This window comes from Streptomyces sp. A18 (assembly GCF_059026065.1).
Window position 1 is genome coordinate 138,687 of record NZ_JBWLKL010000006.1, and the last position, 17,890, is coordinate 156,576.

The 17,890-nt window shown below is 69.2% G+C and carries 18 protein-coding genes; 7 read left to right on the plus strand and 11 right to left on the minus strand.

What is annotated here, in order from left to right:
- Positions 1–47 precede the first annotated feature (47 nt).
- A complete protein-coding gene (locus AC5P1C_RS12600; RefSeq protein ID WP_493865854.1) occupies positions 48–1,232 on the plus strand; it encodes a hypothetical protein in 1,185 nt (394 codons plus the stop codon).
- Positions 1,233–1,316: 84 nt separating this feature from the next.
- On the opposite strand, the gene AC5P1C_RS12605 is transcribed toward AC5P1C_RS12600, so the two are convergent.
- The 8 genes from AC5P1C_RS12605 to AC5P1C_RS12640 form a co-directional block, all read right to left on the minus strand.
- Positions 1,317–1,652 carry a metal-sulfur cluster assembly factor gene (locus AC5P1C_RS12605; protein WP_160504340.1) on the minus strand — a complete coding sequence of 112 codons (336 nt, stop codon included), beginning with the start codon at positions 1,650–1,652 and terminating at the stop codon, positions 1,317–1,319.
- Positions 1,649–2,119: a Fe-S cluster assembly sulfur transfer protein SufU gene (sufU, locus tag AC5P1C_RS12610; RefSeq protein WP_493865855.1), complete on the minus strand. Its 471-nt coding sequence runs from the start codon at positions 2,117–2,119 to the stop codon at positions 1,649–1,651. Before sufU ends, AC5P1C_RS12605 begins: the two co-directional genes overlap by 4 nt.
- Before the next feature lie 13 nt (positions 2,120–2,132).
- Positions 2,133–3,401 (minus strand): cysteine desulfurase, encoded by a 1,269-nt coding sequence (locus tag AC5P1C_RS12615; RefSeq protein WP_493865856.1) that lies wholly within the window; start codon positions 3,399–3,401, stop codon positions 2,133–2,135.
- Positions 3,398–4,162, minus strand: coding sequence for a Fe-S cluster assembly ATPase SufC (gene sufC / locus AC5P1C_RS12620; protein ID WP_493865857.1), 765 nt, complete (start codon positions 4,160–4,162; stop codon positions 3,398–3,400). The genes AC5P1C_RS12615 and sufC overlap by 4 nt, the downstream gene beginning before the upstream one ends.
- Positions 4,163–4,167: 5 nt before the next feature.
- Entirely contained in the window at positions 4,168–4,485 is a 318-nt protein-coding gene (locus tag AC5P1C_RS12625) for a bifunctional 3-phenylpropionate/cinnamic acid dioxygenase ferredoxin subunit (protein ID WP_493865858.1), read from the minus strand.
- On the minus strand, positions 4,482–5,663 hold the full coding sequence (gene sufD / locus AC5P1C_RS12630; protein ID WP_493865859.1) for a Fe-S cluster assembly protein SufD: 1,182 nt from the start codon (positions 5,661–5,663) through the stop codon (positions 4,482–4,484). Before sufD ends, AC5P1C_RS12625 begins: the two co-directional genes overlap by 4 nt.
- 62 nt (positions 5,664–5,725) lie before the next feature.
- Positions 5,726–7,147 (minus strand): Fe-S cluster assembly protein SufB, encoded by a 1,422-nt coding sequence (gene sufB / locus AC5P1C_RS12635; RefSeq protein ID WP_493865860.1) that lies wholly within the window; start codon positions 7,145–7,147, stop codon positions 5,726–5,728.
- Positions 7,144–7,875, minus strand: a complete 732-nt coding sequence (locus AC5P1C_RS12640) for a helix-turn-helix transcriptional regulator (protein ID WP_493865861.1) — start codon at positions 7,873–7,875, stop codon at positions 7,144–7,146. The genes sufB and AC5P1C_RS12640 overlap by 4 nt, the downstream gene beginning before the upstream one ends.
- 161 nt (positions 7,876–8,036) lie before the next feature.
- On the opposite strand from AC5P1C_RS12640, the gene AC5P1C_RS12645 reads away from it, so the two are divergent.
- The 4 genes from AC5P1C_RS12645 (at position 8,037) to AC5P1C_RS12660 (ending at position 11,683) form a co-directional block, all read left to right on the plus strand.
- Positions 8,037–8,849, plus strand: a complete 813-nt coding sequence (locus AC5P1C_RS12645) for an AAC(3) family N-acetyltransferase (RefSeq protein ID WP_493865862.1) — start codon at positions 8,037–8,039, stop codon at positions 8,847–8,849.
- Between the two features lie 46 nt (positions 8,850–8,895).
- Positions 8,896–9,822, plus strand: a complete 927-nt coding sequence (locus AC5P1C_RS12650; protein WP_493865863.1) for an ABC transporter ATP-binding protein — start codon at positions 8,896–8,898, stop codon at positions 9,820–9,822.
- Positions 9,819–10,589, plus strand: coding sequence for an ABC transporter permease (locus AC5P1C_RS12655; RefSeq protein ID WP_493865864.1), 771 nt, complete (start codon positions 9,819–9,821; stop codon positions 10,587–10,589). Before AC5P1C_RS12650 ends, AC5P1C_RS12655 begins: the two co-directional genes overlap by 4 nt.
- Positions 10,590–10,675: 86 nt before the next feature.
- The gene (locus AC5P1C_RS12660) at positions 10,676–11,683 is read left to right on the plus strand and encodes a COX15/CtaA family protein (protein WP_493865865.1); all 1,008 of its coding nucleotides are present in this window, start codon (positions 10,676–10,678) and stop codon (positions 11,681–11,683) included.
- 12 nt (positions 11,684–11,695) lie between these two features.
- On the opposite strand, the gene AC5P1C_RS12665 is transcribed toward AC5P1C_RS12660, so the two are convergent.
- The 3 genes from AC5P1C_RS12665 to AC5P1C_RS12675 form a co-directional block, all read right to left on the minus strand.
- Complete coding sequence (locus tag AC5P1C_RS12665) at positions 11,696–12,784, minus strand: amidohydrolase family protein (protein ID WP_493865866.1); 1,089 nt, start codon at positions 12,782–12,784, stop codon at positions 11,696–11,698.
- Between the two features lie 95 nt (positions 12,785–12,879).
- Positions 12,880–13,227 carry a hypothetical protein gene (locus AC5P1C_RS12670; RefSeq protein WP_493865867.1) on the minus strand — a complete coding sequence of 116 codons (348 nt, stop codon included), beginning with the start codon at positions 13,225–13,227 and terminating at the stop codon, positions 12,880–12,882.
- 68 nt (positions 13,228–13,295) lie between these two features.
- Positions 13,296–14,249 carry a heme o synthase gene (locus AC5P1C_RS12675; RefSeq protein WP_493866052.1) on the minus strand — a complete coding sequence of 318 codons (954 nt, stop codon included), beginning with the start codon at positions 14,247–14,249 and terminating at the stop codon, positions 13,296–13,298.
- Between the two features lie 389 nt (positions 14,250–14,638).
- Between AC5P1C_RS12675 and tkt the strand changes: the two genes are divergently transcribed.
- Positions 14,639–16,732: a transketolase gene (gene tkt / locus AC5P1C_RS12680; protein ID WP_493865868.1), complete on the plus strand. Its 2,094-nt coding sequence runs from the start codon at positions 14,639–14,641 to the stop codon at positions 16,730–16,732.
- A 34-nt stretch (positions 16,733–16,766) separates the two neighbouring features.
- The gene (tal, locus tag AC5P1C_RS12685) at positions 16,767–17,885 is read left to right on the plus strand and encodes a transaldolase (RefSeq protein WP_493865869.1); all 1,119 of its coding nucleotides are present in this window, start codon (positions 16,767–16,769) and stop codon (positions 17,883–17,885) included.
- Positions 17,886–17,890 lie beyond the last annotated feature (5 nt).

The following is a 17,890-nucleotide window of genomic DNA, read 5'->3' on the forward strand; positions in this document are numbered from 1 at the left end:
AGGGAACTCACGCCGAGAACGGCACGACACCACGGAGCGCAAGAGCGATGTCAGACACGTCGGGGTGGGGGCCACCGGGGCCACAAGGACCTCAGGGGCCGCAGGGGCCTCAGGGGCCTGGGCCTCAAGCGCCGCAGGGGACGTATCCGCAGGGGCCGCCATATCCGGGGCCCTACGGCGGTCCGCCCGGCTGGGGCTGGAACGGCGGCTGGGCGCCCCCGCCGCCCCCGCCGCCCAAGCCCGGCGTCATCCCCCTCGCCCCACTGGACATCGGCAGCATCCTCGGCGGCACGTTCGCCACGATGGGGCGGTACGCGAAGCCGCTCTTCGGCACCGCGGCCGCGGTGTACGGCCTGCTCGCCGTGGTCATGACGGCGGCGGCAGTGCTCGCCTACATATCCGTACGTGAGCACTTCCAGGCGCTGATCGACTCCGACGCGACGTTCACCTGGGACCACGGCAGGCCGCTCCTGATCGCGTTCGGCGCGGTGTGGCTGGTGGGCCTGCTCGCCACGCTGGTGGTCAACTCGTTCATCCAGGCCTCGTGCGCGGCCACGCTGCACGAGGCGGTCCTCGGCCGCCCGGCGACGTTCTCGGCGGTCTGGCGCAGGGCGTGGTCGCGGACGCCGTCCGTGGTGGGCGTGACCCTGCTGCTCGCCCTCATCCTGATGCTGCCGTTCGGCGTGGGCGCGCTGCTCTTCGCCAGCCTCTTCGTCCTGATCCTGAACGGGTGGATCGTCCCGTTCCTCGTGCTCTTCCTGCTGATCATCGTCGTGACCCCGCTTGCGGCCTGGTTGTACGTGCTGTTCGCCCTCGCGCCCGCCGCGGCGACCCTCGAAACGGCGGGCCCGCTCCGGGCGATGCGCCGCTCCGCACAGCTGGTCCGCGGGGCCTGGTGGCGCACGTTCGGCATCTCACTGCTGGCCGCGGGCATCGTGGCCGCCGTGTCCCTGGCGGTGCGCATCCCTCTGCAGTTCGCCACGCCGGCCCTGTCCCCGGTGGACCCGGACAGCTCCGCCTCCGCCGTCCTGCTCGATCAACTGCGCTCGCAGCTCGGCCTGTACGCGCTGTTCACCCTCGTCGTCATGTTCCTCACGCAGCTGGCCGCCAGCGTGTTCCTGCCTCTGGTGACCGCCGTGCTCTACGTCGACCGGCGCATCCGCAAGGAAGGCCTCGCGGACACGCTGACGCGAGCGACGGACGCGTCCGTTCAGCAGGACGCGTCCGTCTAGCAGCCCCGGGCCAGAACGCGGTTCGGCCCCCTGCGCTCTCGCGAGCACAGGGGGCCGAACCGTAAGAACTGCCTTGTCACGACCTCAGACGTTGAACCCGAGCGCACGAAGCTGCTCGCGGCCGTCGTCCGTGATCTTGTCCGGGCCCCACGGCGGCATCCAGACCCAGTTGATCCGGAGCTCGTTGACGATGCCGTCGGTGGCGGACTTCGCCTGGTCCTCGATGACGTCCGTCAGCGGGCAGGCCGCCGACGTGAGCGTCATGTCGATCGTCGCGATGTTCGCGTCGTCGACGTGAATGCCGTAGATCAGGCCGAGGTTGACGACGTCGATGCCCAGCTCGGGGTCGACCACGTCGTACAGCGCCTCGCGGACCTCTTCTTCCGAGGCCGGCTTGGTCAGCGTCTCGTTCTCGCTCATGCGGTCTTCCTCTCAGCGACGTCTTCGGTACCCAGCGCCTGGGCCGTCGCGTCCTTCCACGCCATCCAGCTCAGGAGAGCACACTTCACACGCGCCGGGTACTTCGAGACCCCGGCGAACGCGACGGCGTCCTCAAGGACCTCCTCCATCGCGTCGTCCGGCTCCAGCTTGCCCTTGGACTGCATCAGCTCCAGGAACACTTCCTGGATCTTCTGCGCGTCCGCGAGCTCCTTGCCGACCAGGAGGTCGTTCAGGACGGACGCGCTGGCCTGGCTGATGGAGCAGCCCTGGCCCTCGTACGACACGTCGGCGATCGTCGACCCGTCGTACTTCACGCGCAGCGTGATCTCGTCGCCGCACGTCGGGTTGACGTGGTGCACCTCGGCGTCACCATCACGCAGACCGCGCCCGTGCGGGTGCTTGTAGTGGTCCAGGATGACTTCCTGGTACATCGAATCCAGCTTCACGTTCCCAGGCCCCTCAGCCGAAGAAGTTCCGTACGTGCTCCAGGCCGTCGATCAGCGCGTCGATCTCGCCGGGCGTGGAGTACAGATAGAACGACGCTCGCGTGGTCGCAGGAATTCCGTAGCGGAGGCAGACGGGGCGGGCGCAGTGGTGACCCACGCGGACCGCGATGCCTTCCTCGTCCAGGACCTGGCCCACGTCGTGCGGGTGGATGTCGCCGAGCGTGAAGGAGATCGCGGCGCCGCGGTCCTCGGCCGATGCCGGGCCGATGATCCGGAGGTCGGGGACCTCGAGGAGGCGCTTGACCGCGTACTCGGTGATCGCGTGCTCATGAGCGGCGATCTTGTCCATGCCGATCGCGGAGAGGTAGTCCACGGCCGCGCCCAGGCCGACGGCCTGGGAGACCGGGGGCGTGCCCGCCTCGAACTTGTGCGGCGCGGGAGCGTACGTCGACGAGCTCATCGAGACCGTCTCGATCATCTCGCCGCCGCCGAGGAACGGCGGCAGGTCCTCGAGGAGTTCCTGCCGTCCCCACAGGACGCCGATGCCCGTCGGGCCCAGCATCTTGTGGCCGGTGAAGGCCACGAAGTCGGCCTGCAGCGCCTGCACGTCGAGCACCATGTGCGGGGCGGCCTGCGAGGCGTCGATGAGGACGAGCGCGCCGACCTCCTGCGCACGGCGGACGATCGCCTCGACGGGGTTCTGCGTGCCCAGGATGTTCGAGACCAGGACGAAGGAGACGATCTTCGTCTTCTCCGTGATGACCTCGTTGATGTTCGACAGGTCGAGCCGGCCGTCGTCCGTGAGACCGAACCACTTCAGCTTCGCGCCCGTGCGCTGCGAGAGCAGCTGCCACGGCACGATGTTGGAGTGGTGCTCCATCTCCGTGATGACGATCTCGGTCTCGTGGTCCACGCGGTAGGGCTCGTCGGCCCAACCGAGCATGTTGGCCACGAGGTTGAGCGACTCCGAGGCGTTCTTGGTGAAGATCACCTCGTCGCGGCTCGGCGCGTTGATGAACGCCGCGACCTTGTCACGGGCGCCCTCGTAGAGCGCCGTGGCCTCCTCCGCGAGGACGTGCACGCCGCGGTGGACGTTGGCGTTGTGCTTCTCGTAGTACTCGTTGAGTACGTCGAGCACCTGGCGCGGCGTCTGGGACGTCGCCGCGTTGTCCAGGTAGACGAGCTTCTTGCCGTCGTGGATCGTGCGATCCAGGATCGGGAAGTCCTTGCGGATCGCCTCGGTGTCGAGGAGGCCGGAGAGCCCCTGGTGGGCCACTGTCACGCGGATACGCCACCCTTCGTGTACTTCTCGTAGCCCTCGGCCTCGAGAGTGTCGGCCAGCTCGGGGCCGCCGGACTCGACGATCCGGCCCGCCGAGAAGACGTGCACGAAGTCGGGCTTGATGTAGCGCAGGATGCGCGTGTAGTGCGTGATCAGCAGGGTGCCGACCTCGCCGGTCTCGCGGACGCGGTTGACGCCGTCCGAGACCTGACGCAGGGCGTCGACGTCCAGGCCGGAGTCGGTCTCGTCGAGGATCGCGATCTTCGGCTTGAGGAGCTCCATCTGGAGGATCTCGTGGCGCTTCTTCTCACCGCCGGAGAAGCCTTCGTTCACGTTGCGCTCGGCGAAGGCCGGGTCCATCTGGAGCGTCTCCATCGCGGACTTGACCTCCTTCACCCAGGTGCGCAGCTTGGGGGCCTCGCCGCGGATCGCCGTCGCCGACGTACGCAGGAAGTTGGAGACCGAGACGCCGGGGACCTCGACCGGGTACTGCATGGCCAGGAACATGCCGGCGCGGGCGCGCTCGTCGACGGACATCTCCAGGACGTCCTCGCCGTCGAGGGTGACGGTGCCCTGCGTGATCGTGTACTTGGGGTGACCCGCGATGGAGTAGGCGAGCGTCGACTTGCCGGAGCCGTTCGGGCCCATGATGGCGTGCGTCTCGCCCTGCTTCACGGTGAGGTCGACACCCTTGAGGATTTCCTTGGTGCCGTTCTCGACCTCGACGGAGACGTGCAGGTCGTGGATTTCAAGCGTTGCCATGTGCCTCAGGACTCCTGGGTGACGGAGACGAGCACATCGTCCCCTTCGATCTTTACGGGGTATACGGGGACGGGGCGCGTCGCGGGGAGACCGGACGGCTTGCCGGTGCGGAGGTCGAAGCTGGAGCCGTGCAGCCAGCACTCGATCTGACAGTCCTCCACCTCTCCCTCGGAGAGGGAGACGTTCGCGTGCGAGCAGATGTCGTGGATCGCGAACACCTCGCCCTCGGTGTGGACGACCGAGACCGGCGTGCCGTCGAGTTCCACCCGCTTCGGGGTGTCCTCCGACAGCTCGCTCAGGCCACAGGCGCGTACGTAGGTCATGCCGCGGACGCCTCCAGCTCCTCTTCGATCTTGGCGAGGAGGCGCTCTTCGACGTCGGGCAGGCCGATCTGCTGGATCAGCTCGGCGAAGAACCCGCGGACGACCAGGCGGCGCGCCTCGCCCTCCGGGATACCGCGCGACTGCAGGTAGAAGAGCTGCTCGTCGTCGAAGCGGCCGGTCGCCGACGCGTGTCCCGCGCCGACGATCTCGCCGGTCTCGATCTCGAGGTTCGGCACGGAGTCGACGCGGGCGCCGTCGGTCAGAACGAGGTTGCGGTTCATCTCGTACGTGTCCGTGCCCTCGGCCGCGGCCTCGATGAGGACGTCGCCGATCCACACCGCGTGGGCGTCGTCGCCCTGGAGCGCGCCCTTGTAGACGACGTTCGACTTGCAGTGCGGCTGGTTGTGGTCGACCAGGAGGCGGTGCTCCTGGTGCTGGCCCGCGTCGGTGACGTACAGACCGAGGAGCTCGGCCTCGCCGCCCGTGCCCGCGTACTCGACGCGGGGGTGCAGGCGCACGACGTCGCCGCCGAAGGTCACGACGACCGACTTGAAGGTGGCGTCCCGGCCGATCAGCGCGTTGTGCTGCGCGACGTGCACGGCCTTGTCGTCCCAGTCCTGGACGGAGACGACGGTGAGCTTGGCGCCGTCGCCCAGGAGGTAGTCGACGTTGGCGGCGAGCACGGCGTCACCGGTGTGGTCGATGACGACGAGGGCCTCGGCGAACGCGCCCACCTCGATGACCTGGTGCGCGAAGGCGGTACCGCCCTCGCCGTGCACGGCGATGCGGATCGGCTCGGTCAGGACCGTCTCCTTGGGGACGGTCACCACCGAGGCCTTCTCGAAGGAGCCGTAGGCCTGCGCGGCCACGCGGTCGACGGGCTTGCCCGCCTTGCCCACGCGGGCGTCGTCACGGCCGACGGTCTCCTGGATCACGCCGGCCGGGGCCGTCACCTCGACGCGGATGCCGCCGGTGGCGACCGCCGTGCCGTCGTGCAGCCCGCGCAGGCGCTCGAGCGGCGTGAACCGCCACTCCTCCTCGCGGCCGTGGGGGACGGGGAAGTCCGCCACGTCGTAGGACGGGGGAGCGCTCATGCGGGTGGCGACGGTGGACTCTGCGGCCACCGCGATGGACCCGGCGGTCGTGGACCCCACGGGGATGTTCTGAGCCTCAGCCATGGCTGTCGTCGTGCTCTCTCTCTGCGTAAGAAATCTGCTCGCTACGGGGGACGCGGCCGGTCTTAACCGACCGAGCCCTCCATCTGCAGCTCGATCAGCCGGTTCAGCTCCAGGGCGTACTCCATGGGCAGCTCCTTGGCGATCGGCTCGACGAAGCCGCGCACGATCATCGCCATGGCCTCGAACTCCGTCAGACCGCGGCTCATCAGGTAGAAGAGCTGGTCGTCGGAGACCTTGGAGACGGTCGCCTCGTGTCCCATGGAGACGTCGTCCTCGCGGACGTCCACGTACGGGTACGTGTCCGAGCGGGAGATCGTGTCGACGAGCAGTGCGTCGCAGAGCACGTTCGACTTCGATCCGGCCGCGCCCTCGCCGATCTCGACGAGACCGCGGTAGGAGGTGCGGCCACCGCCACGCGCCACGGACTTCGAGACGATGTTCGAGGACGTGTTGGGCGCCATGTGGACCATCTTGGAACCGGCGTCCTGGTGCTGGCCCTCGCCCGCGAAGGCGATGGAGAGCGTCTCGCCCTTGGCGTGCTCGCCCATGAGGTAGACGGCGGGGTACTTCATCGTCACCTTGGAGCCGATGTTGCCGTCGATCCACTCCATGGTCGCGCCCTCGTACGCCACGGCGCGCTTGGTGACCAGGTTGTAGACGTTGTTCGACCAGTTCTGGATCGTCGTGTAGCGGCAGCGGCCGCCCTTCTTGACGATGATCTCGACGACGGCGGAGTGCAGGGAGTCCGACTTGTAGATCGGCGCCGTGCAGCCCTCGACGTAGTGGACGTAGGCGTCCTCGTCCACGATGATCAGGGTCCGCTCGAACTGGCCCATGTTCTCCGTGTTGATGCGGAAGTAGGCCTGGAGCGGGATCTCCACCTGCACGCCCTTGGGGACGTAGATGAACGAGCCGCCGGACCACACGGCGGAGTTCAGCGAGGCGAACTTGTTGTCACCGACGGGGATGACCGTGCCGAAGTACTCCTTGAAGAGCTCCGGGTGCTCCTTCAGAGCGGTGTCCGTGTCGAGGAAGATGACGCCCTGCTCCTCCAGGTCCTCGCGGATCTGGTGGTAGACGACCTCGGACTCGTACTGAGCGGCGACACCGGCGACGAGGCGCTGCTTCTCCGCCTCGGGGATGCCGAGCTTGTCGTACGTGTTCTTGATGTCCTCGGGCAGGTCCTCCCAGGACTCCGCCTGCTTCTCCGTGGACCGCACGAAGTACTTGATGTTGTCGAAGTCGATGCCCGACAGGTCCGAGCCCCAGTTGGGCATGGGCTTCTTGTCGAAGAGCCGCAGGCCCTTGAGGCGCAGCTTCGTCATCCACTCGGGCTCGGACTTCTTGGCCGAGATGTCCTTGACGACGTCTTCATTGATGCCGCGCTTGGCGGAGGCCCCGGCCACGTCGGAGTCGGCCCAGCCGTATTCGTACGTGCCCAGACCCTCGAGTTCGGGGTGGGCAGTCTCCGTGGGGAGCGTCATGCGGGGTTCCTCCCGGCCGTGCTTGCGGATGCGTTGTCAGTGGACTCTGGGGGTTGCGAGGCGTTGCGGGGAATGAATGTCGTGCAGACGCCGTCGCCATGGGCGATGGTGGCGAGCCGCTGGACGTGCGTCCCAAGGAGGGCGGAGAAGATCTCCGTCTCCGCCTCGCAAAGTTGTGGGTACTGCTCGGCGACATGGGCGACCGGGCAGTGGTGCTGGCACAGCTGCTCGCCTACGGGAGCGCTGCGGGCCGTAGCAGCGTACCCGTCGGCGGTCAACGCCTTCGCGAGAGCCTCCGTGCGCTGCTCGGGGGGCGCCGCCTCGACCGCCTTGCGGTAGGCCAAGGCCTGGGCGGCCATCCGGTCGCGGGCGAAGTCGACGACCGCGGCTTCGCCGTGCCGCTCGCTGATCCAGCGCAGGGCGTCGGCGGCGAGCTTGTCGTACGACTGGTCGAAGGCGTCCCGGCCGCAGTCGGTCAGCGCGAAGACCTTGGCGGGGCGCCCGCGGGTGCGTGCGCCGTAGATCCGCTGCTCGCGGGGCTCGACCACGTTCTCGTGGGCGAGCGTGTCGAGGTGCCTGCGGACGGCTGCCTGGGTCAGACCGAGGCGTGCGGCGAGGTCGGCCACCGTGGAGGGGCCGTGGTCCAGGATGGAGCGCGCGACCCGGTTGCGCGTAGACCGCTCCCCGGTCGCGAGTTCCTCCTGCGGAGCCTCGCCAACGTTTTTCACAACGCCATTGTTGCGTAATTCCTCAGAGCCTGACAACCCGCGTCCGGATCGCGGTCCGGTGCGCTGCATCACTTAGGCATACCTAAACTGACCTGCGGAAATGATCACTGATCGATCAAATCGGTGGCGCGCGTCGGCCGGAGCGAGGAGACTCCCCGACCATGTCCACACCCCCTCCCACCGGCCCTTTGTGCACGCGCGCGTCTCTCGCGGACGACCTCCGCGGGCTCGGCGTGCACCCCGGCGAGACCCTCCTGACGCACTCCTCGCTGAGCGCTCTCGGCTGGGTCAGCGGCGGCCAGGTGGCCGTCGTCCAGGCACTTCTGGACGTACTGGGCCAAAAGGGAACCCTCGTGGTCCCCACGCAGTCCAGCGACAACTCCGACCCGGCCGAGTGGGGAAACCCGCCCGTGCCCGAGTCCTGGTGGCCCGAGGTTCGCGCGTCGATCCCGGCGTACGACCCGCTCACCACCCCCACGCGCGCCATGGGCGCGATCGCCGAAGCCGTACGCACCTGGCCCGGAGCCCTCCGCAGCGACCACCCGCAGACCTCGTTCGCCGCGGTCGGCCCCCGCGCGGAGGAAATCCTGGCGGGCCATGCGCTCGACTGCCGCCTCGGCGAGCGCAGCCCGCTGGCCCGCCTGGAGGAATCGGGCGCCCGGGTGCTGCTGCTCGGCACCGGCTTCGACACCTGCACCTCCTTCCACCTGGCCGAGTACCGGATCCCCGCCCCCGAGGTCGAGAACTCCTTCGCGGTGATGACCCCGGAAGGGCGCCGCTGGACGACGGTGCGCGAGACCTCCATCTCGGAGGAGCGCTTCGACGAACTCGGCTCGGACTTCGAGCGGGACCGCCCTGTGGCGCGCGGCACGGTGGGCGCGGCGACGGCCCGCCTGTTCCCGGTGGCCGACGCGGTCACGTACGCACAGGGCTGGCTGGACACCCACCGCTCGCGGGCCGAGTGGGCGGGCTGACAGCCCCCTGCCCGCGCCCCTTCTCCCCCTCTCTAGACTTCCCGCCATGGGAAATGAGTCCGTCGTCCAGGTCACCGGCCTGGTCAAGCGGTACGGCAAGAAGACCGCGGTGGACGGCCTCGACCTCCGGGTCCGCGCGGGTACCGTCACCGCGGTCCTCGGCCCGAACGGCGCCGGGAAGACCACCACGATCGAGACCTGCGAGGGCTACCGCAGGCCGGACGCGGGCACGGTCCGCGTCCTCGGTCTGGACCCGGTCCGCGAGGCCGGCGCGCTGCGCCCCCGCATCGGCGTGATGCTCCAGTCCGGCGGCGTCTACTCCGGCGCACGCGCCGACGAGATGCTGCGCCACATGGCGAAACTGCACGCGCACCCCCTGGACGTGGGCGCGCTGATCGAGCGCCTGGGCCTGGAGAGCTGCGGCCGCACCACCTACCGGCGCCTGTCCGGCGGCCAGCAGCAGCGCCTCGCGCTGGCCATGGCCGTGGTCGGACGGCCCGAACTGGTCTTCCTGGACGAGCCGACCGCGGGCCTGGACCCGCAGGCACGCCGGGCCACCTGGGATCTCGTACGCGATCTGCGCACCGACGGCGTCAGCGTCATCCTCACCACGCACCACATGGACGAGGCCGAGCAGCTCGCCGACGAGGTGGCGATCATCGATGCGGGCAAGGTCATCGCCGAGGGCACCCCGGAAGAGCTGTGCCGCGGCGGCGCCGAGAACACCCTGCGCTTCTCCGGACGCCCCGGACTCGACGTCGGCTCCCTGCTCAAGGCCCTGCCGCCGGACTCCGCGGCGGCCGAACTCACCCCGGGCGCCTACCGCGTGAGCGGCACGGTCGACCCGCAGCTGCTCGCCACGGTCACCTCCTGGTGCGCCCAGCACGGCGTGATGCCGGAGAAGATCGCCGTCGAACGCCACACCCTGGAAGACGTCTTCCTGGAGCTCACAGGCAAGGAGCTGCGCGGATGAGCGCCGCCGGTACGTACACACCGAAGCCGGGCGCCGCCCCGCTCCCCCGCATGATCGCCGCGCAGGCGCTGCTCGAGACGAAGATGCTGCTGCGCAACGGCGAACAGCTGCTGCTCACCGTCGTCATCCCCACGCTCCTGCTGGTCCTCTTCAGCGCGGTCGACATCGTCGACACGGGCGACGGCAAGGCCGTGGACTTCCTCGCGCCCGGCATCCTCGCCCTCGCCGTGATGTCGACGGCGTTCACCGGCCAGGCCATCGCCACGGGCTTCGAGCGCCGCTACGGCGTCCTGAAGCGGCTCGGCGCCTCGCCGCTGCCCCGCTGGGCCCTGATGGCGGCGAAGACCCTGTCGGTCCTGGTCACCGAGGTCCTGCAGATCGTGCTCCTGACGGTGATCGCCTTCGCCCTCGGCTGGTCGCCGCACGGCAACCCCTTCGCCGTACTGCTCCTCCTGATCCTCGGCACCGCGGCCTTCTCCGGGCTCGGTCTGCTGATGGCGGGCACCCTGAAGGCGGAGGCGACGCTCGCCGCCGCGAACCTGGTCTTCCTCCTGCTGCTCGTGGGCGGCGGGGTCATCGTGCCCCTGGACAAGTTCCCGGACGCGGCCCAGTCGGTGCTCGGCCTCCTACCCATCTCGGCGCTCTCGGACGGCCTGCGGGACGTCCTCCAGGACGGCGCGGGAATGCCGTGGGGGAACCTCGGGATCCTTGCGGTCTGGGCGGTCATCGGACTCGGGGCCGCGGGCAAGTTCTTCCGCTGGGAGTAGCCAGAGGGAAGCCAGAGGCGTAAGCCGCGTCACAGAAGCACCGGATACGTCCCCCTCGTGAAGCCGTGCACAAGCGGCCCCCTACGATGGTCCCCGTGCCAAACGTGACCCGAGCCGACGCCGTCTCCGCCGTGCGCAACCCGCTCGCCTTCATCGCCGAACGCTGGACCCCGCAGCAGCGGACCGTCCGGCACGCGGCCCTCATCTCGCTCGCGATGACGGTGTGCATCGTGGTCACCGGCGGCGCCGTCCGCCTGACGGGATCGGGCCTCGGCTGCCCGACCTGGCCCAAGTGCACCGACGAGTCCCTGACGGCCACCCACGAGATGGGCTTCCACGGGTACATCGAGTTCGGCAACCGCATGCTGACGTACGTGCTGTGCGCGGCCGTCGGCTGGGCGATCATCACGGCACGCTCGCAGAAGCCGATGCGGCGCAGCCTGACGCGGCTCGGCTGGGCGCAGTTCTGGCTGGTCATGGGCAACGCCGTGCTCGGCGGCATCGTGGTCCTCGTCGGTCTGAACCCGTACACGGTCGCGGCGCACTTCCTGCTCTCCACCGCCCTGATCGCGGTCGCCGTCACGATGTGGCAGCGCACCCGCGAGGGCGACGGCGACGTACGCCCGCTGGTCGGCAAGGCCGTGGCGCAGCTCGTGTGGTTCCTGGTCGCGGCGTCCGTGCTGCTCATCGCGGTCGGCACGGTCGTGACGGGCTCCGGACCGCACGCCGGTGACTCCAGCGAGGTGCCGCGCATGGGCTTCGACTGGGAGACCGTCAGCAAGCTGCACGCCGTGCTCGCCTGGATCGTGGTGACGCTGACGTTCGCCCTGTGGTTCGTCCTCAAGGCGGTCGACGCCCCGAAGGGCCCGCTGCACCGCACCCGCGACCTGTTCCTGATCCTGCTCGCCCAGGGCGCGATCGGCTACGTCCAGTACTTCACGGACCTGCCCGAGATCCTGGTCGGGCTGCACATGTTCGGCTCCTGCGTGGTCTGGATCGCCGTGATGCGCGTCCTGCTCTCGCTGCGCGAACGGCCGTACACGACGGCGGAGGTCCCGTCCCAGAGCGGCGACCCCCAGCTGTCGGCGGTCTGAAGCACCGTTCCGTCAGTTCTCCGAAAGCCCGTACACGCGCCGCGCGTTGCCCGCCGCCACGAGCCCCGCAACGCGCTGCGCGTCCGGCAGCGACCACGCCCCCTCGGTGACCCACCCGCCGAGCACGCGCCCCAGCGCCTCCCCGAAGAGCCGCGCTCCCACCACGTGCAGTTCGGGAAGCCCGTGCGCGCCGCTGGAGAACAGCAGCTTGCCGAAGGGCGCGAGTTCCAGGATCTCCGCGAGCACGGCCGCCGCGCGGGCGCCCGTGCGCACCAGGGCGGGGCCCAGATCCGCGTACACGTGCGGGAAGACGCCCGCGAGGTCCGCGGCATTGCGGTGGTACGGATAGCCGTGCAGCAGGACCAGATCGGTGCCGAGCCCCGCGGTCGCCCGCGCGAAGCCGCCGAAGTACCCCTGCGGATCACCGGCCCCCGCGTGCAGTTGCAGCGGACGCCCCGACGCGACGGCGATCCACAGCAGATGCCTGAGCAGTACGGGGTCCTGCAGCGCCCCGCCCACCTGCCGTCGTGCGAGCCAGCGGTCCGCCGCTCCCCGCACCTCGCCGGGACCCGGCGGTTCGGGGGCCAGGGCGAGACTGCGCCGCACGCCCGCGACGGAGGTGAAGGCCACGGCTCCAGCGGCTGCCGCGTGCACGGACTCGGCGAGATTGGCGAGGAAGGAGTCGACCGTGCCCGAGGTGTCGGCCACCTGTTCGGCGAGTAATTCCAGGCGGACGATCTCGTGGGCGTCGGCGGCTCCGGTGGACGCCATCTCACCGGGCCCCGTGAGATCCCCCGGCAGCCCCGTGTCCACGAGATACGTCGTGATGCCGCTCCCCCGCAGCAGCCGCCGCCCCGCCTCCAGGACGCCCAGGTCTCGGCGCCGGGCGAGATAGCGGGCCGGCGGGCAGTGCGGTTCCAGGCCGAGCAGAGGGGGACACCAGCGGCGTACGGCGAAGCCCGTCTGGGTGTCGAAGAAGGTGGTGCCGGGCGCGGGCGGGCCCTCGCCCCGGCCGAGGTGGGCCTCGAAGGTGCCGAGGCCCAGCTCCGTGCGCAGCACCCCGTGGCAGTACTGGTCCACCAGGGACGGCGTTTCGATCATCCGGGCTCCCAGTAGGCGGACCGTGCTCCTACGGTCCTAACGGGTGACCCGGGCGTCGGGTGTTGCTTTTCGCCAGTCTGTCATCGGCCGGACCCTCAGCCGTTGCTCGGACCGCCCAGCTGAATGCCCGCCATCCGCGACCACTCGTAGGGGCCGGTCTTCACCTTGGCCGCGAAGTCGCCGTCGAAGTCCTCGTGGACGGTGATCCCGGCCTTCTCGACGGCGCTCTGCGCGATCGCATGGGTGGGCGCCACCAGGTCGCCCCAGCCGCCGTCCTCGCCGACCAGGACGATGCGGGTGCCCTCGTGCCCGATGTACGCGATCTGCCCCTCGGCACCGCCGTGCGCCCGAGCGAAGGAACCGATCTGCTTGGCCAGCTTCGCCGCTCGGCGCTCGGCCTTGGCGGCTTGCTTGCTGTCCTCAGCCTGCTCTGTCTCTGCCATGGACAGGATGCTACCGACGGGTAGATCGTCTGGCGACGGGCGGGTGACGTGGCGTGGGCCACGCGCGTCTATCGGAGGAAGGGGTCCACCGCGACCGCCACGAACAGCAGCGAGACGTAGGTGATCGACCAGTGGAAGAGCCGCATCTCCTTGAGCTTGCCGCCCGTGACCTCGGCCTTGGCGCGGTTCTGCAGACCGTGCGCCTCCCACAGCCACCAGCCGCCGGTCACCAGGGCGACCACCGTGTAGAACCAGCCGGTGTAGCCGAGGGGCTGCAGGAGCAGCGAGACGGCGACCATCACCCAGCTGTAGAGGACGATCTGACGGGCGACCACCTTGTTCGAGGCGACGACCGGCAGCATCGGCACGCCCACGCGCGCGTAGTCGTCCTTGACCTTCATGGACAGCGGCCAGTAGTGCGGCGGCGTCCAGAAGAACATGACGAGGAAGAGGATGACCGGCGCCCACGACATGGAGTTGGTGACGGCGGACCAGCCGATGAGGACCGGCATGCAGCCCGCGATGCCGCCCCAGACGATGTTCTGCGAGGTCCGGCGCTTCAGGATCATCGTGTAGACGACCACGTAGAAGAGCAGGGCACCGAGGGCGAGCCAGGCGGACAGCCAGTTGACGGCGAGGCCGAACAGCAGCGTGGAGGCCACCGCGAGCGCGATGCCGAAGGCGAGGCACTCCCGGGGGCTGACCATGCCCGTGACCAGGGGCCGCTGGGACGTACGGTCCATGAGGGCGTCGATGTCACGGTCGATGTACATGTTGAGCGCGTTTGCGCCGCCCGCCGAGAGGTAGCCGCCCAGGCAGGTCACGAAGACCAGCCAGAGGTCGGGCACCCCCTGCTCGGCGAGGAACATCACCGGAACGGTGGTGATCAGGAGGAGTTCGATGATTCGCGGCTTGGTCAGCGCCACGAACGCCATGACACGGGCCCCGAGCGGCCGGTGGCTTGGGCTAGAGCTCGTCCCAATTGCTCCCGCTGGACGGGATTCAACGGCCGTCACGCACACCCCTGACAGAGACTTCCCAGCAAGCCGCGTCGGACGTTCAGACATGAAGATCCGGTAAAGGCTCGCGCGTACCACGCCACTGTAGACGTTGCCCATACCTCGCCCTTCGCGGGGGTGGGGTCGTGTTGAGCGATGTGTTGAAGCGCCCGAAACACGGCCACGACACCCGTTCAGATGAGCGGTGCCGCACTCGTTGTGAGAGTCCAGATGAGCGGCTCCGAGATCACATGGTGAACACCGTGGATCCCTTTCGGGAGGCGGATCCCGACGCACCCCGGCAGTCTGGAATGACTCGAAAAAATGCACGTCTTTACAGCGGTAGGCTCGACATCGGCCGGTGGGATCTACATCGCCGGCATTCGACATGTGGAGAGGAGCCCTGACTCAGGGTGAGCACCAAGCCGACCACCACAGACCTCGAGTGGACCGAACTGGACCAGCGGGCTGTTGATACTGCCCGTGTCCTGGCCATGGACTCCGTACAGAAGGTCGGCAACGGCCATCCGGGTACGGCCATGAGCCTCGCGCCTGCCGCGTACACCCTCTTCCAGAAGGTGATGCGGCACGACCCCGCGGACGCCGAGTGGACCGGGCGCGACCGGTTCGTTCTTTCCGCGGGCCACTCGTCCCTGACCCTCTACATCCAGCTCTACCTGGCCGGCTTCGGCCTGGAGCTCGATGACCTGAAGGCCTTCCGCACCTGGGGTTCGAAGACCCCCGGTCACCCGGAGTACGGGCACACCACGGGCGTGGAGACGACGACGGGCCCGCTCGGCCAGGGCGTCGCGAACGCCGTGGGCATGGCGATGGCCGCCCGTTACGAGCGTGGCCTGTTCGACCCGGAGACCGCTGCCGGCGAGTCGCCGTTCGACCACCACATCTTCGCGATCGCCGGTGACGGCTGTCTCCAGGAGGGCATCTCCGGAGAGGCCTCGTCGCTGGCCGGGCACCAGAAGCTCGGCAACCTCGTACTGCTGTGGGACGACAACCACATCTCCATCGAGGGCGACACCGAGACCGCGGTCTCCGAAGACACCATGAAGCGGTACGAGGCCTACGGCTGGCACGTCCAGCGCGTGGAGCCCAAGGAGAACGGCGACCTCGACCCGGCCGCCCTCTACCAGGCGATCCTGGCCGCGAAGGCGGAGACGGAGCGCCCCTCGTTCATCGCGATGCGCTCGATCATCGCCTGGCCCGCGCCGAACGCGCAGAACACCGAGGCCGCGCACGGCTCGGCGCTCGGCGACGAAGAGGTCGCGGCCACCAAGCGCGTCCTCGGCTTCGACCCGGAGCAGAACTTCGAGGTCGCCGACGAGGTCCTCGCGCACACGCGTGCGGCGCTCGACCGCGGCCGTGAGGCCAAGGCCGAGTGGGAGAAGGGCTTCGCCGCCTGGCGCACCGCCGACTCCGCGCGCGCCGCCGAGTTCGACCGCGTCGCCGCGGGCGAGCTCCCCCAGGGCTGGGAGGAGAAGCTCCCGGTCTTCGAGGCGGGCAAGGGCGTCGCGACGCGTGCCGCGTCCGGCAAGGTCCTGCAGGCGCTCGGCGCGGTGATCCCCGAGCTGTGGGGCGGCTCCGCCGACCTCGCGGGCTCGAACAACACCACGATCGACAAGACGTCGTCGTTCCTACCGGTGGGCAACCCGCTGCCGGAGGCCGACCCGTACGGCCGCACGATCCACTTCGGCATCCGCGAGCACTCCATGGCCGCGGAGATGAACGGCATCGCGCTGCACGGCAACACCCGCATCTTCGGCGGCACCTTCCTGGTGTTCTCCGACTACATGCGCAACGCCGTCCGCCTCTCCGCTCTGATGCACCTGCCGGTGACGTACGTGTGGACGCACGACTCCGTCGGTCTCGGCGAGGACGGCCCGACGCACCAGCCGGTCGAGCACCTGGCCTCGCTGCGTGCCATCCCGGGCCTGAACGTCGTCCGCCCGGCGGACGCGAACGAGACCGCTGTCGTGTGGCGCGAGATCCTCAAGCGCTACACCAAGGAGTTCGGCAAGGGCGCCCCGCACGGCCTCGCGCTGACCCGTCAGGGCGTGCCGACGTACGACCGCGAGGTCACCGAAGGCGCCGTCAAGGGCGGCTACGTCCTGTTCGAGGCCGAAGGCGGCACCCCCGAGGTCGTCCTCATCGGCACCGGCTCCGAGGTGCAGCTCGCCGTCGAGGCGCGCGAGCAGCTCCAGGCCGCGGGCGTTCCCACGCGTGTCGTCTCGATGCCGTGCGTCGAGTGGTTCGAGGCGCAGGACCAGGGGTACCGCGACAGCGTTCTGCCGCCGTCCGTCAAGGCGCGCGTGGCGGTCGAGGCGGGCATCGGCCTGACCTGGCACCGCTTCGTGGGCGACGCCGGTCGCATCGTCTCGCTTGAGCACTTCGGTGCCTCCGCGGACGGCAAGGTGCTGTTCCGTGAGTTCGGGTTCACCGGCGACGCCGTGGCCGCCGCAGCCCGGGAATCGATCGACGCCGCTCAGCGCTGACGCCGACATACGACCAAGTAGGAGATGTAATCCCATGACAGACGCACTCAAGCGCCTCTCCGACGAAGGCGTCGCGATCTGGCTGGACGACCTGTCGCGCAAGCGGATCACGTCCGGCAACCTCGCCGAACTGATCGACCAGAGCCACGTGGTGGGTGTCACCACGAACCCGTCGATCTTCCAGAAGGCGATCAGCAGCGGTGACGGTTACGAGCAGCAGCTCACCGACCTCGCCGCCCGCAAGGTCACCGTCGAAGAGGCCATCCGCATGATCACGACGGCGGACGTCCGTGACGCCGCCGACATCCTGCGCCCGGTGTTCGACGCGACGGGCGGCCAGGACGGCCGCGTGTCCATCGAGGTCGACCCGCGCCTGGCGCACAACACCGAGGCGACGGTCGCCGAGGCCAAGCAGCTCGCCTGGCTGGTGGACCGCCCGAACACGCTCATCAAGATCCCGGCAACGAAGGCGGGCCTGCCCGCGATCACCGAGGTCATCGGCAAGGGCATCAGCGTGAACGTGACGCTGATCTTCTCGCTGGAGCGCTACCGCGAGGTCATGGACGCGTACCTGGCGGGCCTGGAGAAGGCGAAGGCCGCGGGCCTGGACCTCTCCAAGATCCACTCGGTGGCGTCCTTCTTCGTGTCCCGCGTGGACACCGAGATCGACAAGCGCCTCGACGCCCTTGGCACCGACGAGGCCAAGGCCGTCAAGGGCAAGGCCGCGCTCGCCAACGCCCGCCTGGCGTACGAGGCGTACGAGGACGTCTTCTCGTCCGACCGCTGGGCCGCGCTCGACAAGGCGCAGGCCAACAAGCAGCGTCCGCTGTGGGCCTCGACCGGCGTCAAGGACCCGGCGTACAAGGACACCCTGTACGTCGACGACCTGGTCGCGCCGAACACGGTGAACACGATGCCGGAGGCGACCCTGGAGGCCACCGCCGACCACGGCCAGATCACGGGCAACACCGTCGCCGGGACGTACGACGACTCGCGCGGCGAGATCGAGGCCGTCGAGAAGCTCGGCATCAGCTACGACGACGTGGTGCAGCTGCTCGAGGACGAGGGCGTCGAGAAGTTCGCGGCGTCCTGGAACGACCTGCTCAAGTCCACCGAGGCGGAGCTCAAGCGCCTCACCCCTTCGGAGGGCTGACCATC

Bases quoted from the DNA above. Each gene is read 5' to 3' on its own strand.
- AC5P1C_RS12600 (WP_493865854.1), top strand. From the start codon at position 48: ATGTCAGACACGTCGGGGTGGGGGCCACCGGGGCCACAAGGACCTCAG.
- AC5P1C_RS12605 (WP_160504340.1), bottom strand. From the start codon at position 1,652: ATGAGCGAGAACGAGACGCTGACCAAGCCGGCCTCGGAAGAAGAGGTC.
- sufC (WP_493865857.1), bottom strand. From the start codon at position 4,162: ATGGCAACGCTTGAAATCCACGACCTGCACGTCTCCGTCGAGGTCGAG.
- AC5P1C_RS12625 (WP_493865858.1), bottom strand. From the start codon at position 4,485: ATGACCTACGTACGCGCCTGTGGCCTGAGCGAGCTGTCGGAGGACACC.
- sufD (WP_493865859.1), bottom strand. From the start codon at position 5,663: ATGGCTGAGGCTCAGAACATCCCCGTGGGGTCCACGACCGCCGGGTCC.
- sufB (WP_493865860.1), bottom strand. From the start codon at position 7,147: ATGACGCTCCCCACGGAGACTGCCCACCCCGAACTCGAGGGTCTGGGC.
- AC5P1C_RS12645 (WP_493865862.1), top strand. From the start codon at position 8,037: ATGTCCACACCCCCTCCCACCGGCCCTTTGTGCACGCGCGCGTCTCTC.
- AC5P1C_RS12650 (WP_493865863.1), top strand. From the start codon at position 8,896: ATGGGAAATGAGTCCGTCGTCCAGGTCACCGGCCTGGTCAAGCGGTAC.
- AC5P1C_RS12655 (WP_493865864.1), top strand. From the start codon at position 9,819: ATGAGCGCCGCCGGTACGTACACACCGAAGCCGGGCGCCGCCCCGCTC.
- AC5P1C_RS12660 (WP_493865865.1), top strand. From the start codon at position 10,676: ATGGTCCCCGTGCCAAACGTGACCCGAGCCGACGCCGTCTCCGCCGTG.
- AC5P1C_RS12665 (WP_493865866.1), bottom strand. From the start codon at position 12,784: ATGATCGAAACGCCGTCCCTGGTGGACCAGTACTGCCACGGGGTGCTG.
- AC5P1C_RS12670 (WP_493865867.1), bottom strand. From the start codon at position 13,227: ATGGCAGAGACAGAGCAGGCTGAGGACAGCAAGCAAGCCGCCAAGGCC.
- tal (WP_493865869.1), top strand. From the start codon at position 16,767: ATGACAGACGCACTCAAGCGCCTCTCCGACGAAGGCGTCGCGATCTGG.